At 71.6% G+C, this 14,256-nt stretch carries 14 protein-coding genes; 6 read left to right on the top strand and 8 right to left on the bottom strand.

The window, feature by feature from the left end:
• The first annotated feature begins 61 nt into the window (after window positions 1-61).
• Complete coding sequence (locus tag QSK31_RS15450; protein WP_285684575.1) at window positions 62-973, top strand: sigma-70 family RNA polymerase sigma factor; 912 nt, start codon at window positions 62-64, stop codon at window positions 971-973.
• A gap of 23 nt (window positions 974-996) precedes the next feature.
• On the opposite strand, the gene QSK31_RS15445 is transcribed toward QSK31_RS15450, so the two are convergent.
• Window positions 997-3,309, bottom strand: coding sequence for a HelD family protein (locus tag QSK31_RS15445; RefSeq protein ID WP_502872965.1), 2,313 nt, complete (start codon window positions 3,307-3,309; stop codon window positions 997-999).
• A gap of 159 nt (window positions 3,310-3,468) precedes the next feature.
• Here QSK31_RS15445 and QSK31_RS15440 point away from each other — a divergent pair, with 159 nt between their 5' ends.
• The gene (locus tag QSK31_RS15440) at window positions 3,469-3,981 is read left to right on the top strand and encodes a hypothetical protein (RefSeq protein WP_285684573.1); all 513 of its coding nucleotides are present in this window, start codon (window positions 3,469-3,471) and stop codon (window positions 3,979-3,981) included.
• Window positions 3,982-4,034: 53 nt separating this feature from the next.
• Here QSK31_RS15440 and QSK31_RS15435 read toward each other — a convergent pair whose 3' ends face one another.
• Window positions 4,035-4,865, bottom strand: a complete 831-nt coding sequence (locus QSK31_RS15435; RefSeq protein WP_285684572.1) for a sigma-70 family RNA polymerase sigma factor — start codon at window positions 4,863-4,865, stop codon at window positions 4,035-4,037.
• 250 nt (window positions 4,866-5,115) lie between these two features.
• Here QSK31_RS15435 and QSK31_RS15430 point away from each other — a divergent pair, with 250 nt between their 5' ends.
• Window positions 5,116-6,621, top strand: a complete 1,506-nt coding sequence (locus QSK31_RS15430; RefSeq protein ID WP_285684570.1) for a DEAD/DEAH box helicase — start codon at window positions 5,116-5,118, stop codon at window positions 6,619-6,621.
• Window positions 6,622-7,348: 727 nt separating this feature from the next.
• Here the strand turns inward: QSK31_RS15430 and QSK31_RS15425 are convergent.
• Window positions 7,349-8,263 (bottom strand): DMT family transporter, encoded by a 915-nt coding sequence (locus tag QSK31_RS15425; protein WP_285684569.1) that lies wholly within the window; start codon window positions 8,261-8,263, stop codon window positions 7,349-7,351.
• A 96-nt stretch (window positions 8,264-8,359) separates the two neighbouring features.
• Here QSK31_RS15425 and QSK31_RS15420 point away from each other — a divergent pair, with 96 nt between their 5' ends.
• A complete protein-coding gene (locus tag QSK31_RS15420; RefSeq protein WP_285684567.1) occupies window positions 8,360-9,043 on the top strand; it encodes a SprT-like domain-containing protein in 684 nt (227 codons plus the stop codon).
• Here the strand turns inward: QSK31_RS15420 and QSK31_RS15415 are convergent.
• A complete protein-coding gene (locus tag QSK31_RS15415; RefSeq protein ID WP_285684564.1) occupies window positions 9,018-9,695 on the bottom strand; it encodes a hypothetical protein in 678 nt (225 codons plus the stop codon). The two genes, QSK31_RS15420 and QSK31_RS15415, sit on opposite strands and share 26 nt — an antisense overlap.
• Before the next feature lie 17 nt (window positions 9,696-9,712).
• On the opposite strand from QSK31_RS15415, the gene QSK31_RS15410 reads away from it, so the two are divergent.
• Entirely contained in the window at window positions 9,713-9,880 is a 168-nt protein-coding gene (locus QSK31_RS15410; RefSeq protein ID WP_285684562.1) for a hypothetical protein, read from the top strand.
• Here the strand turns inward: QSK31_RS15410 and QSK31_RS15405 are convergent, their stop codons facing one another.
• From QSK31_RS15405 to QSK31_RS15390, 4 genes are all read right to left on the bottom strand, one after another.
• Window positions 9,881-10,924: an App1 family protein phosphatidate phosphatase gene (locus QSK31_RS15405; RefSeq protein WP_285684560.1), complete on the bottom strand. Its 1,044-nt coding sequence runs from the start codon at window positions 10,922-10,924 to the stop codon at window positions 9,881-9,883. It lies immediately after the preceding gene.
• Between the two features lie 214 nt (window positions 10,925-11,138).
• Window positions 11,139-11,858 carry a hypothetical protein gene (locus QSK31_RS15400; RefSeq protein WP_285684558.1) on the bottom strand — a complete coding sequence of 240 codons (720 nt, stop codon included), beginning with the start codon at window positions 11,856-11,858 and terminating at the stop codon, window positions 11,139-11,141.
• A 170-nt stretch (window positions 11,859-12,028) separates the two neighbouring features.
• Entirely contained in the window at window positions 12,029-12,643 is a 615-nt protein-coding gene (locus QSK31_RS15395) for a hypothetical protein (RefSeq protein ID WP_285684556.1), read from the bottom strand.
• 57 nt (window positions 12,644-12,700) lie between these two features.
• The gene (locus tag QSK31_RS15390) at window positions 12,701-13,060 is read right to left on the bottom strand and encodes a winged helix-turn-helix transcriptional regulator (RefSeq protein ID WP_285684554.1); all 360 of its coding nucleotides are present in this window, start codon (window positions 13,058-13,060) and stop codon (window positions 12,701-12,703) included.
• A gap of 166 nt (window positions 13,061-13,226) precedes the next feature.
• On the opposite strand from QSK31_RS15390, the gene QSK31_RS49220 reads away from it, so the two are divergent.
• On the top strand, window positions 13,227-14,234 hold the full coding sequence (locus QSK31_RS49220; RefSeq protein ID WP_502872964.1) for an alpha/beta hydrolase family protein: 1,008 nt from the start codon (window positions 13,227-13,229) through the stop codon (window positions 14,232-14,234).
• Window positions 14,235-14,256 lie beyond the last annotated feature (22 nt).

The following is a 14,256-nucleotide window of genomic DNA, read 5'->3' as shown; positions in this document are numbered from 1 at the left end:
CCAGAGTCACCGAATCTTCTCCCTGACGCCGAACAGCGAGCGCCGCACAGGGGGATCTCATATGACCAGCACCGTCACCACCGCCGTTGCCGACCTCGACGCCGACATCGCCGAGGCGACGGTGCTCTCCGCCCGCGAGCAGGAGGAGCTGATCCGTCAGCACATGCCGCTGGTCGGGCACCTCGTCCGCGACATGCTCACCCGCATCCCGAACCACATCCACCGCGACGACCTCACCAGCGCCGGCCTGCACGCGCTGGTCACCGCCGCCCGTGGCTGGGATCCGGACCGGGGCATCCCGTTCCACCGCTTCGCCACCACGCGGATCCGCGGCGCCATCCTGGACGAGCTGCGGGCGCTGGACTGGGCCACCCGCTCGGTGCGCACCAAGGCGCGGGCCACCGACTCGACGCGGCAGCACCTGACCTGCACGCTGGGCCGTACGCCCACCCCGGAGGAGCTGGCCCAGGCGCTCGGCACCACCACGACCGACCTGAACCAGACCGACACCGACGTGCAGCGCGCGACGGTCCTGTCGCTGCAGGGCTTCACCACGACGAGCGCGGACGACCTGGTCACCGAGCGCACTCCCGGCCCGGAGGACATGCTGCTGCGCCGCGAGCAGATCGGTTACCTGCACCACGCGATCGAGTCGCTGCCCGAGCGGCTGCGCGTCGTGATCACCGAGTACTTCCTGAACGAGCGCCCGATGGCCGACATCGCCGAGGACCTGGGCGTCACCGAGAGCCGGATCAGCCAGCTCCGGGCCGAGGCGCTGAGCCTGCTCAAGGACGGCATGAACACGCACCTGGACCCGGACCTGGCGCCGGTGCCGGACAACCCGGAGTCGATCGTCGCCCGGCGCCGGGCCGGCTACTTCTCGAACATCGCCGGCAACACCAGCCTGCACAGCCGGCTCGCCCTGACCAACGTCAACGGCCACACCAGGTCGGCGGTCGGCGCCTCCGTTTAGGTGGTGTTGAAACACGGCCTTACTCACGCCAGTGCGTTGAGCTCTTTCGGCAGATCAACAGTGTGGAGTACGCCGAGACGCCGCGTTGCCCGGGTGACTGCTACGTAGAGGTCACTCAGGCCGCGCGGCGATTCGGCGATGATCTCGTCGGGCTGGGCCACCAGGACGGCGTCGAACTCCAGCCCCTTGGCCTGCCGCACGGTCAGCATGACCACCTGGTTGAGCAGGTCGGGTTGCTCGCCGACGGCCGCCTCGGGCAGCGCCTTCATCAGCTCGTGGCCCAGCTCGCCCTCACGGCCCTGCGGCACGATCACGCCGACCCGGCCGTCGCCGGCCTCGGCCACCTCGGCACGGACGGCCGCGATCAGGGCGGCGGGCAGCTCGTCCTCGGTGACCCGGCGGGCCCACGGCGCGACACCGGACTCGCGGACGGACCGCGGCGGCTGCAGCGACGGGTCGACCGCGGCCAGCACGTCGGCCGCCACCGCCATCACCTCCGCGGGCGTGCGGTAGTTGACGGTCAGCTCGGCGAGGCGCCAGCGCTGCGCCACGTACGGCTCGAAGACCTGCTCCCAGGTGGTGGTGCCGGCCAGTTCCGAGGTCTGGGCCACGTCGCCGACGACGGTCAGCGACCGGCTCGGCACCCGGCGCATGAGCAGCCGCCACGCCATCGGCGACAGTTCCTGCGCCTCGTCCACGATGACGTGCCCGAAGACCCAGGTGCGGTCGGCCGCCGCGCGCTCCGCCGCGGTGCGGGTGTCGAGGACCTCGTGCCGTTCGACGAAGGCGCTCGCGTCCACCACGTCCATCGCGGAGAGGATCTCCTCCTCCTGGTCCTCGAAGTCCAGCGACCGGGAGCCCGCGACGATCTCGAGCACGCCCTCGGCGTACTCGATGGCCTCTGCTCTCTCGCGCGCAACCGCCCGCTTGCGCAACGTGTCGTCCTCGCCGAGCAACTCCGCGAGCTCGTCCAGCAGCGGCACGTCCGCCGGGGACCAGCGGGCGTCCCGGTCGCGCAACAGTTCCGCGGGGGCCTCGGCCGTCGCCAGCCGCTCGGGCGAGCACAGCAACTCGCGCAGCACCCGCCTCGGGGTGAGCACCGGCCACATCTCGAAGAGCGCGGCCTGCACGTCGATGTCCTCGCGCAGTTCCCGCCGGGTCTCCGCCAGGTCGGCCTCGGACAGCAGGTTGTCACCGCCGAGCGGGTCGGCGCCGATCCGCTCGGCGATCTGCAGGGACAGCGCGTGGATCACCTCGGTGACGAACATCGACCGGGCGATGTTGTGCGGCCGGCCGGCCCGGCGTGCGGTGGCGCGGGCGTCCTCGCAGATCGCCCGCTCGATGCGCAGCGGGTAGCCGTCGTGGTCGACCTCGACGAAGTCGTGCGGCACGGTCTGCCAGTCGGCGACCGCCCTGGCCAGCACGTCCGTCATCGCCACCTGGCCCTTGACCGCGGCGACCGCCGGCGGCTCCTCGGCGCGGGCGCGCACGCCGGGGAACATGTCACCCAGGGTGGCGAGCATCACGCCGGTCTCCGCGAGGGACGGCAGGACCTGGGAGATGTAGCGGAGGAACGTGGCGTTCGGCCCGAGGATCAGGACGCCCTGCTTGGTGAGCTGGGCACGGTGGGTGAAGAGCAGATAGGCGGCGCGGTGCAGCGCGACCGCGGTCTTGCCGGTGCCGGGTCCGCCCTGGACGACGAGTACGCCGGGCAGCCCGGACCGGATGACCTCGTCCTGCTCGGCCTGGATGGTCTCGACGATGTCCCGCATCCGGCCGGTCCGGCCCGCGGTCAGCGCGGACAGCAGCGCCGCCTCGCCGGTCACGTCCTCCCGCCCGCCGCCACCGGCCGCCAGGTCGAGCACCTCGTCGTCGATCCCGGTCAGCTGCCGGCCCTTGGTGCGCAGGTGCCGGCGGCGGGTCACGCCCTCCGGCGACACAGCCGTGGCCAGGTAGAACGGGCGTGCGGCGGGTGCGCGCCAATCGACCAGCAGCGGCTCGGCGGAGCGATCCTCGTCGAAGAGCCCCAGGCGGCCGATATAGCGCGGCTCATCGCCGGTGAAATCCAGCCGGCCGAAGCACAGGCCGTTCTCCACGGCATTCATCTGAGCGAGTTGCTCGGCGTAATGCGCGCGGGTCGCCTCGCGCTGGGAGCGGCCCTGCGGGGTGCCGCCGGCCTCCAGCAGGATGGCGCGAAGCCGCTGGTCAGACTGCTCGCGCAGCACGTCGAGACGGGCGTAGAGGCGGTCGAGATAGAGTTGTTCGTCTCGGATGTCAGCGCTTGCCAATTCCGAAGGCCTAGTGCTTGACAAAACCGCTCCTTGATGTGGTAGCATTCGCGGGTCGGCGACCATTATTGGTCGCTTTTTTCGTGTCCGTAAACGAAACACAATACCGCCTTCCCCACAGGTTACGGCCGGGGCGGCAAGTGTCCGCAATCCGTCAGTATCGGCCGTCCCCGTTACGTCGAACGGCCGCTCTCGATTAACCCGGTCATGACCAACCACCACCCGTTCCGACGTCTCGGCGCGCTGGCCCTGATCGCGGCCGCCGCCCTCAGTTTCAGCGCCGGTTGTTCCGGCGACGACGAGGCCCCGGCCGGTAACTCGGCCGCCGCGGCGGGCGGTCCCGAGCCGAAGTCCCTCGAGGGCGCGAAGGCCGCCGCCCAGACCATGTTCGACCGGTTCAGCGGCGGGGACTTCGCCGGCGCCTGGGAGATGTACACCGCCCAGGGCAAGGCGGCGATCACCAAGGACGACTACGTCAAGCTGAACGAGGCCTGCTCTCGCAAGGGCCTGGCCATCAACCTCACCAGCGCCCGGATGGAGGGCGCCGACCGGGCCGTCGTGATCGCCAAACAGCTCGTGGCGGCGCAGTCGTACACCATGGTGTACGAGAAGGACGCCTGGAAGCTGGAGCCCGCCAAGGAGGGCCTGTCCCTCTACTCGCAGGGCGCGGCGAAGGCGATCGCGGCCCAGAAGAAGGCCGGTACCTGCGCGAACGCGTAACGACGGCAAAGGGGGACGCGGCTGGAGCCGCGTCCCCCTTTCCGTGTGGTCCCTCAGGCCGCGACGGGCAGCCCGTCGACGCTGGTCACCGCGAGACGGGACCTCAGGGTGCCGCGGTCGGCGATCGACTCGAAGTACGCCGACCGGCGACGCGCCACGCAGCCCTCCTTCGCCGCAGCGGCCAGCCCCGGGTCCAGATGCGTGTTCAGACCGTCCTTGAGCAGACCCAGCGCCTCGGAGCGCAGCTGCGACACCCGCGACTCGGTGACGCCCAGCTCCACCGCGATCTGCGCCATCGGCCGCTCCTCGAAGAAGTAGCCGCGGATCACCGCCTGCAAGCGGTCCGGCAGGGCGTCGATCGCGTGCCGCAGGTAGCCCACCCGCTCCCGGCGGATCAGCATGTCCTCGGGGCCGACACCCGGCTCGGTGACCATGTCCTCGGCGCCGGCCGTGGCGAAGCCCTGCAGGCTGAACACCACGGCACGCTGCACGTCGTCGTCTGCCGACTCGATGTCCTCGGCCGAACAGCCCATCCGCTCGGCCACCTCGGCGATGGTGGGCGTGCGGCCCAGCTCGGCGGTCAGCTCCTGCCGGGCCGAGTCGGTACGCCGGGCCCGCTGCCGCACCGAGCGGCTGGCCCAGTCCAGGCCACGCAACTCGTCCAGCAGCGCGCCGCGCACCCGGGCAGCGGCGAAACGGGCGAACGGGACGCCACGCTCCTCGTCGAAGCCACGGGCGGCCGCGACCAGTGCCGCATACCCGGCGGAGAGAAGATCGTCACGGCTCACGTGGGACGGCACCCGGGCGAGCATCTCGCGGACCAGATGGCCCACGAGCGGCATGTGCGCCCGGACGGTGTCTTCACGACGGCGTTCACCACTCATGGGGGACTCCTTGCGACCAAGGGCCGGGGCGGGGGGTCCGGCACTGAGTCAAAAGGTCCGCCGCGTTGAGTGCGGCGCCGGTCACTTTCGGGTGCAGACCGGTTGCATCGGAAGAGGGCGTACACTTGATCACGCGGCCCGCACAGTCTTGCCTCGGGCCGCCTTCGGATCGACCACCACGCGCCGCGACTCGCGACCGGGTCTGCGCCGGGCAGGACGACCATCCAGACGTTGGAGAGTTCAGCACTTAATGCCTTCATTCACCGATCTCGGCGTGCCCGCAAAGCTCGCCGCGACTCTCGCCGCCCGCGGCATCACCGAGCCCTTCCCGATCCAGGCCGCGACGCTGCCGGATTCCCTCGCCGGGCGGGACGTGCTCGGCCGCGGCCGCACCGGCTCGGGCAAGACGTACGCGTTCGCCCTTCCGCTGATCGCCCGGCTGGCCGCCTCCGGCACCGCCCGCCGACCCCGCCGCCCGCGCGCGCTGATCCTGGCGCCGACCCGCGAGCTGGCCACCCAGATCGACGCAGCGCTGGCGCCCATGGCCGCCGCGTTCGGCCTTCGCACCCTCACCGTCTTCGGCGGCGTCGGGGCGAACCCGCAGATCAAGGCCCTGCGCGACGGCATCGACGTGCTGGTGGCGTGCCCCGGCCGGCTCCTCGACCACATGGAACACGGCCACGTCGACCTCGGCGGGGTCGAGGTCACCGTGCTCGACGAGGCCGACCACATGGCCGACCTCGGCTTCCTGCCCGTCGTACGCCGGCTGATGGACGCCACCCCGCGTGACGGTCAGCGGCTGCTCTTCTCGGCCACCCTCGACGGCGGCGTGGACGTGCTGGTCAAGCGCTTCATGCGCCGCCCGGTCACGCACCACGTCGACCCGGCCACCGAGGCGCCGATCGAGATGGCCCACCACGTGCTGCACGTCCGGCACGACGACCGGTTCCCGGTCCTGGTGGACCTGCTCGCCGCGCCCGGCCGCTCGGTCGTCTTCACCCGCACCAAGCGTCGCGCCAAGGTGCTGACCCGCCAGCTCATCGCCGCCGGGGTTCCCGCCGTCGAGCTGCACGGCAACCTGGCGCAGAACGCCCGCGACCGCAACCTGTCGGCCTTCTCCGACGGCTCCGCGCCGACGCTGGTGGCCACCGACATCGCGGCCCGCGGCATCCACGTCGACGACATCGCGCTGGTCATCCACGCCGACCCGCCGGTCGAGCACAAGGCCTACCTGCACCGGTCCGGCCGGACCGCACGGGCGGGCGCGGCCGGCACGGTCATCACGCTGATGACCGACGACCAGCAGAGCGACGTCCGCGACCTGACCCGCAAGGCGGGCATCCGGCCGACGACGACCCGCACCCGGCCCGGCGACAAGGTTCTCGCCGAGCTCGCGCCGGGCGACCGCGTGTTCCAGAGCGCGCCGCCGGCGGCTCCGGAGCGACCGGCTGCCAGCCGTCCGCGCCACAGCGCGCAGGCATCCTCGGGCGGCGGCTCCGCTGCCGGCGGACGCGGACGTCCTCGCCGCAGCGGCCGGGGCACCGGTGCCGGTGGTGGTGGCGGCGAGCAGCGCACGACCCAGAGCTCGCGCGGCGGTCAATCCTCGGCCCGCGCGGGGCAGCCGGCCCGGACGGCGACGACGCGGACCTCGGTGGCTCAGAGCGCCGGCGGGGCCGCCCGGCAGACCGGTCGCGGCGGCGCGGCGGCGTTCTCCGCCGGCACCCGGGCAGGCAGCCGGCGCGGCGCGCGCGTCTGATCGACGTCGCCCCTTCGCGGGGTGACGGGATTGCTTCGATGGCCCGCTCGGCATTCGTGCCGGGCGGGCCGTCTTTATCGCTGCCCCTTTTCGATGCGTGCTCACCCGTCCTGCTGGCTCTTGCGCTGAGTGCTCACCCGTCCTACGGGCGCCTGCGTCGAGCGCTCACCCATCATGCGGGCGCCTGCGTCGAGCGCTCACCCATCATGCGGGCGCCTGCGCCGAGCACTCACCCACCATGCGGCCAGTTGGTGCTGAGCGGGCGATGCGTGCCCACTCGCCCTGCGGCCGCTTGCGGTGAGGGGGTGGGCGATGTCGGATGCCAGGCCCCCGGGTGCCCGCTCGCCCTCACTGCGGCCGGTCGCGGCCGGCTGTCGAGACCGAAGTGGTAGAACCGGGCGGTATTCCGGCCCTCGATGCCGCGATGGGCTACCACTTTCTGGCGTCGTGGTAGCTGAGCGCGGCATCCGCGAATCCGAAGGCGCGCTGAGCTACCACCGCCCAACCGAGCTACCACCGCCCAACCGAGCTACCACCGCCCAACCGAGCTACCACCGCCCAACCGAGCTACCACCGCCCAACCGAGCTACCACCGCCCAACCGAGCTACCACCGCCCAACCGAGCTACCGCCACCTAACCGAGCTACCACCACGAAACCGAGCACGCCGACGCGAAGCCGAGCACGCCGACGTCTGGGGCAGGGTTCGCCGGACGTCGGTCGCGGTCCTACCGTCGCCGGATGACGAGGACCATGCCCAGCAAGGTGACCGCGGTGCCCGCGATCTGCAGGGGCGTGGGGAACAGGCTCAGATGCAGCAACGCCGAGCTGACCCCGACCAGGGGCGGGACGGCCAGTCCGAGCAGCGCCGCGTATGACGGTCCGCCGCTCAGCAGGATCCGGTGCTGCAGCAGGTAGGCGGGCACGTAGATCACGATGCCGAGGAAGGCGAGCATCCCGATCACCGGCCAGCCGACCGTGGCGCCGCCGGCGACGTCCGTACCGGCCCAGACCACGAGCGGGATCGCCCCGACCGCGAAGACCGGCATGATCCGCGGCGCCATCGCCCCTCGATGGTGCCGGTTCACGGTGGCGAAGTAGATGGTGTAGAACGCCATCGACAACATCGCCCCGGCCGCGGACAGTGCCCCGAGCGCGACGTCCCGTCCGAGGGATCCGGCGAGCCGGGGTATCACGTACAGAATGGCGCCCGCGACCGCGAGTCCGGTCCCGGCGATGGCGATTGCCGGCGGCCGGGCGCGGGCCGGCACACTTTCCGCGGCCAGGACCACCGCCGGGGTGAGGGCCAGGACCAGGGTCGGCAAGGCGGGGCCGGCAAGGTGGATCGCCATCGTCGACAACACGGTGTAGGCGGTCACGCCGGTCAGTGCGAGGAGCAAGAGCTGCCACCATCGGTACGCCGGCGCGACGGTCACGTCCTCGGAGGTGGTGGAGGCGCGTGATGCCGGCCACCAGGTGAGCGCCGCCAGGCCGAGGACGGCGAATCCGGTGCGACCCGCCGACACCACGGCCACACTCGCACCCTGCAACGACGCCCCCACGATCAGCCACGTCGAGGCCAGCAGGACGATCAGCGCGGCCGACTCCGCCAGCAGCCGGGCCCTGGAACTTCGATCGTTCACCCGGTCAGGCTAACGAATCCACAGTGGACTTATCGCTGATCCCGCGCCTGCCGTGGCACGATTGTCCGTCGAAGGCGAGTCGGTGGGAGCGGTGGGTTGGATCTGACGACAGCGAGGCGGCTCGCCTCCGACCTGATGGCCCGGCATGGGCTGACCGGGTGGCGCTTGACATTCGACAACGCCAAGACGCGGGCCGGCGTGTGCCGCTTCGACGTACAGGAGATCGGACTGTCTCGTCCCCTGATCTCGCTCTACGAGGTCGAGCAGGTCACCGAGACGGTGCTGCACGAGATCGCCCACGCCGTGACCGGGCCGGGACACGGCCACGACCGGCTCTGGCGCGCCAACGCACGGCGCATCGGCTGCTCGGGCCGGCGATGCATGCCGGCGGACGCGCCCAGCGTCGACGGCGCCTGGGTGGGTGTCTGCCCGGCCGGTCACCGCACGACGGCGCACCGCCGGCCGATCCGGGTCAAGTCGTGCCGCGCCTGCTTCTCCGGCTTCAACACGTCGGCGATCTACACGTGGTCGCATCAGGGCCGGCCCGCGGAGATGGACTCCCGGTACGAGGCCGAGCTGGCACGCATCCGGACCGGCCGATCCACGGCGGCCCCCGCCCACGTGCCGCTTCAGGTCGGCGAGCGGATCCAGGTGACCGGCACCGGCAAGTACGCGGGCCTGGCCGGCACCGTCGTCAAGCGTGGACGGACCCGCTACCAGGTCCAGACCAGGGCCGGCCTGCTGAGCGTGGCGTTCACCGCCGCGCAGCACGTCCCCTGAAAGGCTCGGCGGGGACGTCGACGGCGATCTCCTCGCCCAGCCGATGGCCGTCGCACAGGTCCAGGTCGTCGCCGCTCCAGAAGCGCCCCGGGTCGTACCAGTTGGGCTTCTTGCCGCGCGCCAGCAACCCCATGTCCTCGTAGGTCACCGCGACCACCTCGGCGCAGTACGCCGTCTCCAGCGCCGCCGCGTCCCCCGACGTCTCCTGCCAGGGCAGCCGGATCTGTGGCACCCGGCCGCGCACCCAGCGCCAGGCCAGCTGGGCCGACGACGGGAACGGGGTGCCGTCCAGCCGGGCCACCGTCCGCAGCGCCCGGTCCTCGAGTTCCTTGGAAGCGGTGGGATCGAGCTGGCGCAACCAGCCACGCTGGCCGTAGCGGTTCGCCCACACGGTGACCGCGTCCCGGAGGTCGTGCAGCTGGACCCCGCGCTGGAAGGTGCCGGACCACATGTCCGGAAGGGATCGGCCCAGCTCGGCGTGCCACATGAGCGGGGGCATGTCCTCGATGACCAGCGACATGCCCACGTGGTTGACGGGGCTGTTGGTCAGCGCCTGGATCGCACGGTCGGGGCCGGATCGACCCCGAAAGATCCAGATGTCACCCGTACGAGTCAGCTCGATGGCCTCGTCCAGCGTCAGATCGGCGTCCACGTGTCTATCCTCAGCAGATGCGTTGGTGGAAAGTAGCGGGTTTGGCCGGACTGGCCGGTGTTGCGGCGACAGGCATCGTGCTCGCCCGTGCGGAGCGGCAGCGGCGGGCGTACACCCCGGACGAGATCCGCGATCGGTTGCACGAGCGGGTCAGCGAGTCGGACGCGAGCAGCACCGACAAGTGATCACACCGCGTCCGAGTCACGCAGCAGGGACCACAGGCCCGCCCCGTCGGGCGCGCTGAACCAGGTCTTGCCGTGCGAGCCGACCGCCTCGGCGCTGCCCGACGGACCGGGGATCGCACCGGCCAGCACCGCCTGCGTGGGTGACAGACGCCGGATCGCGACCGCGGCGACGTTCTCCGGGTGGGCGTGCGCGAACTCGGAGTAGATCTCCTGGTCGTGCTGCCCGTCGTCGCCGATCAGCAGCCACTTGATGTCCGGGAACTCCTTGGACAGCCGCTGCAGCGTGGTGCGCTTGTGTTCCTGGCCGCTGCGGAACCAGCGGTCCGGCGTCGGGCCCCAGTCGGTGAGCAGCAGCGGCCCGGCCGGGTAGAGGTGCCGGGACAGGAAGCGGCTCAGCGTCGGGGCCACGTTCCACGCGCCGGTGGACAGGTAGAACACCGGGCTGCCCGGGTTGGCCGTCACCATCCGCTCGTAGAGCACCGCCATGCCGGGCACCGCCATGCGGGCGTGTTCGTCCAGCACGAACGTGTTCCACGCCGCGAGCAGCGGACGCGGCAGCGCGGTCACCATGACCGTGTCGTCGATGTCGGAGATGACGCCGAATTTAGCGGCCGGATCGACCACCCGGATCGGCGCCTCCACGGTCTCGGCGTTCTCGGCGCTCAGCTTGACCTTGCCCCAGCCCGGCGCGAGGTCGCCTTTGACCGTGCAGTCGACGTAGCCGCTGCGGTCGGTGTGCGTCTCGTGCACCTGATCGCCGATCTGGATGAGCACCCGCTCATGGTTGACCGGCGAGCTGGTGAAGCTGCGCCACCCGCGCGCCTTCTCCAGTTTCTTCCGCTGCGCCTGCGGGTTGCGCGTCAGCACGACGCGCGCCATCACCCGCGCCCAGCCGGGGGCGCCATAGCCCGTGTAGGCCGTGATCACCGGCACCCAGCCGCGCAGCCGCAGCCGGCGCTCGATCACGTCATGGATGGCATCCTCGACGCGCGCGGCACGGTGCAGCCGCACGGCCGGCGGCTTGCCCGTCGGACTCGACGTCACGCTCCTGCCTCCCAGCACCAGAGGGTTCTGCCCCGTGACGGTACCCGGCGCGTCTGACAGTTTCCCGGCGAACAGCCGTGACAACCATTCCGGTCCAAAGTCGACCCTGTTTCGCCGCGCTTGTCCGTCATGCGAGCGCACGCTCGTCTGCCATGCGGATGCTCTGCCATGCGGGTGCTCTGCCATCCGGCTGCTCTGTCATCCGGCTGCTCTGTCATGCGGCCGCGGCGCGCACGGGCTCCGCGGTCGACCACTGCCGCGACCACCACGAGACGTCCATCGACAGCGTGTCCTCCTCGTCGGTGCGCACGGTCGCCTGGCAGGCCTCGGCCCGCAGGCTGCGTAGCGCGTCCGCCGCCTTCTCGGCATCCTGCCAGGCCAGGCGCTCCCCCTCGGCGGCCTTCAGATAGAGGTCGTACCGGTGATCACGAACGGCCGCGCGCAGCGCCGACTCCTGTGCCGCCGGGTGCAGCCGCTCGTTCCAGCCCCGGTGCGCCAGCACGTCGTTGAGCTGGGCGATCGAGATCTCCCGGTGCCGGCACGCGGCCAACGCGGTGCGGTGCAGGAAGCGTTCCCGCTCGACGTTCTCACCCTTGACGCGGCGGCGGCGCTGCACCGGGTAGACGGCCGCGGCCGCGAACCGGCGCGCCTCCCGATCGGCATGCTCATAATCGGTCCAGGCGGCATCGACCGCCTCGGAGGCCTCGGACCACGCCTCCCGGGCGCGCCGGGCGGTCACGGCGGCCCGATCCGCGGCCACGGCGACCTCCCGCGCGTAGCGGACCTCCTCCTCGGTGGGCTCATCCGGCTGCGCCTCCAGCGTGAAGCCGACGGCGACATTGGCGGTGGCGAGCCGCCCGGGCAGCGCGGCCATGGCGGCCACGACCCCGACCAACAAGATCAAAATCATCCAGGCGACAGCGACGATCTCCATGCGATTCCCTCGCGGTGGCTCTGCGGTTCACGATTTACCGGTACGCCCGCAGCACTTCACAGAAGCAGGCGCGATGTGACGGATGTCCGAGCAACCGGCCCGAACCGTGTCACCGAAACGCTCAGCGGCCGGAGGCCGCTCCGATCAGCGGCCCAACAGGCCGATTCCGATCAGCGTCCCGGCGGCCCGCGCCGAGCGGGCACCCCTCCGGCGAAGAGTCCCGCCCCCGGGCCGGCCGCCCACACCACGACGACCAGCAGCCCCAGCAGCCCCGCCAGAACCAGCGGGTTGACGCCCAGCCCCACAGTCCCGTGGCGACCACCAGGCACAGCCGACACGCCCGCGGCCGCCGTGCCCGCACTGCTCACGGCCGCCGTGCCCGCACCGCTCGCGGCTTCCGTGGCCTCACCGCCCGCGGCGGCCTGGCCCTCACTGCCCGCGGCCGGCGTGCTCTTACTGCCCGCGGCCGACGTGCTCTTACTGCCCGCGGCCGGCGTGGCCTCACTGCTCGCTGCGCTCTCGACGCCGACCTTCTCCGCCAGCGTCACGCTTTCCGTCGACGCCGACGTGGCAGCGGTTCGGGCGGGTGCGGAGCCTGTGAGCTGCGCGGGAGCGGTGACCTGCGCGGGAGCCGCGAGCTGCGCGGGGCCGGCGGGCAGGGCCGAGGGGCCGATCAGCCCGGCGTTGGCCGCGAAGGCGAGCGCGAGCATGGCCAGCCCGGCGAGAAAGCGCAGGGCGCGCTGCCCGTCCCACAGACGGGGAAGCAGGCGAACGACATCGGCCACGATGACCAACTTACCGTTCTGGCCGGTAAATGGCACTACACGATAGGTCTGTCCGCTTCACCCGGCCGCCGTGTCGTGCCGTTTGCGCGCCTCCTCCACCGCCGGCAGATGCTCGCCGCCCCAGGCGGACAGCGACGCGAGGACCGGTTCCAGGCTCGCGCCGAGCGTGCTGATCTCGTACTCCACCCGCGGCGGCATCTCGGCGTAGTAAGTACGCACCACCAGACCGTCCCGCTCCAGCTGCCGGAGCCGCTGGGTCAGCACTTTCGGCGTGACGGCCGGGATGCGCCGGTCGAGCTCGCCGAAACGCTGCCGCCCGTACTCGTGCAGCGTCCACAGAATCGGCGCGGTCCACCGGCTGAGCAGCACGTCGGCCACGTCACCGATCGGGCACCGTCGCACTGTGTCCTCCGCCACCGCACCGTTACTTTCCTCTAGGTACCTACTGTCCGAACGATAGTAGCGTCGCCCGCCATGACCACGCCAATCGTCTCGATCAAGCCCGTCGTCCTCCCCGCACCCGGCCGCGGCACGGACCTGGAGGTGCGCGTCTCCGCCCCCCGCGACCGGCCGGAACCTCCCGGTGATCCTGTTCTCGCACGGCTTCGGCTGGTCGATGGACGGCTACGCCCCGCTCGCCGATCACTGGGCGGCCAACGGTTTCGTGGTCCTCCAGCCCACCCACCTCGACTCGCGCCGCCTGGGCCTGCCACCCGGCGATCCCCGCACGCCCCTCATCTGGCGCCACCGCGTGGACGACCTGAGACGCGTCCTCGACAACCTGACCACCCTCGAGTCCTCACTGCCCGGCCTGCCCGGGCGTGTCGACCGCACCCGCATCGCCGTGGCCGGCCACTCCTGGGGCGCCCAGACCGCAAGCACCCTGCTGGGCGCCCGGGTCCTGCCCCACCCCGACAGCCCGCGAGCCGACGCCCGAGCCGTCGACCCCGGCAACGGCCCGGACGCGGAGACCGTCCACCCCAAGGACGGCCCAGGCGCGGACGCCGTCTACTCCAAGCACGACACCGACGCGGATCCCGTCGACCTCGATGGCCGCCGGGGCGCAGACACCGTCCATCCCGATGACCCGGGCACGCATGCGCGGGGCGGCCACGGTGAGGACTTGTCCGACCCGCGGATCCGGGCCGGCGTACTGATCGCGATGGCCGGCGAGGGCGGCGCGAATCTGACCCCGTTCGCGAAGGAGCACTTCACTCACCTGAACGCGAGTTTCGCGGCCATGAGCACCCCGGCGCTCCTCATTACGGGCGACCGCGATCAGTCACCGTTGACGGTCCGCGGCCCCGACTGGCTCACCGACGGCTACCACCTGAGCCCGGGCGACAAGAGCCTGCTCACGGTCTTCGACGGCGAGCACTCCCTCGGCGGCATCTCCGGCTACGACGTAGCGGAGACCACCGACGAGAATCCGGACCGGGTCGCGTTCATCCAGCGGCTCACGACCGCCTACCTGCACACCGCACTCGGCGTGGACGACGCCGCCTGGCCGGCGGCCCGCAAGCGATTGGCGGACGACGCGACTCCCCTGGGCCACCTCGAGTCCAAGCACCGCAGCTCAGAGGGGTGGTGAGTATCGGTAAGCAGAGCAAAGC

The organism is Actinoplanes sp. NBRC 103695 (assembly GCF_030269485.1).
Classification (GTDB): domain Bacteria; phylum Actinomycetota; class Actinomycetes; order Mycobacteriales; family Micromonosporaceae; genus Actinoplanes.
The sequence above is the reverse complement of the archived record's forward strand: the minus strand, read 5'-3'. Positions and strand labels throughout refer to the sequence as shown.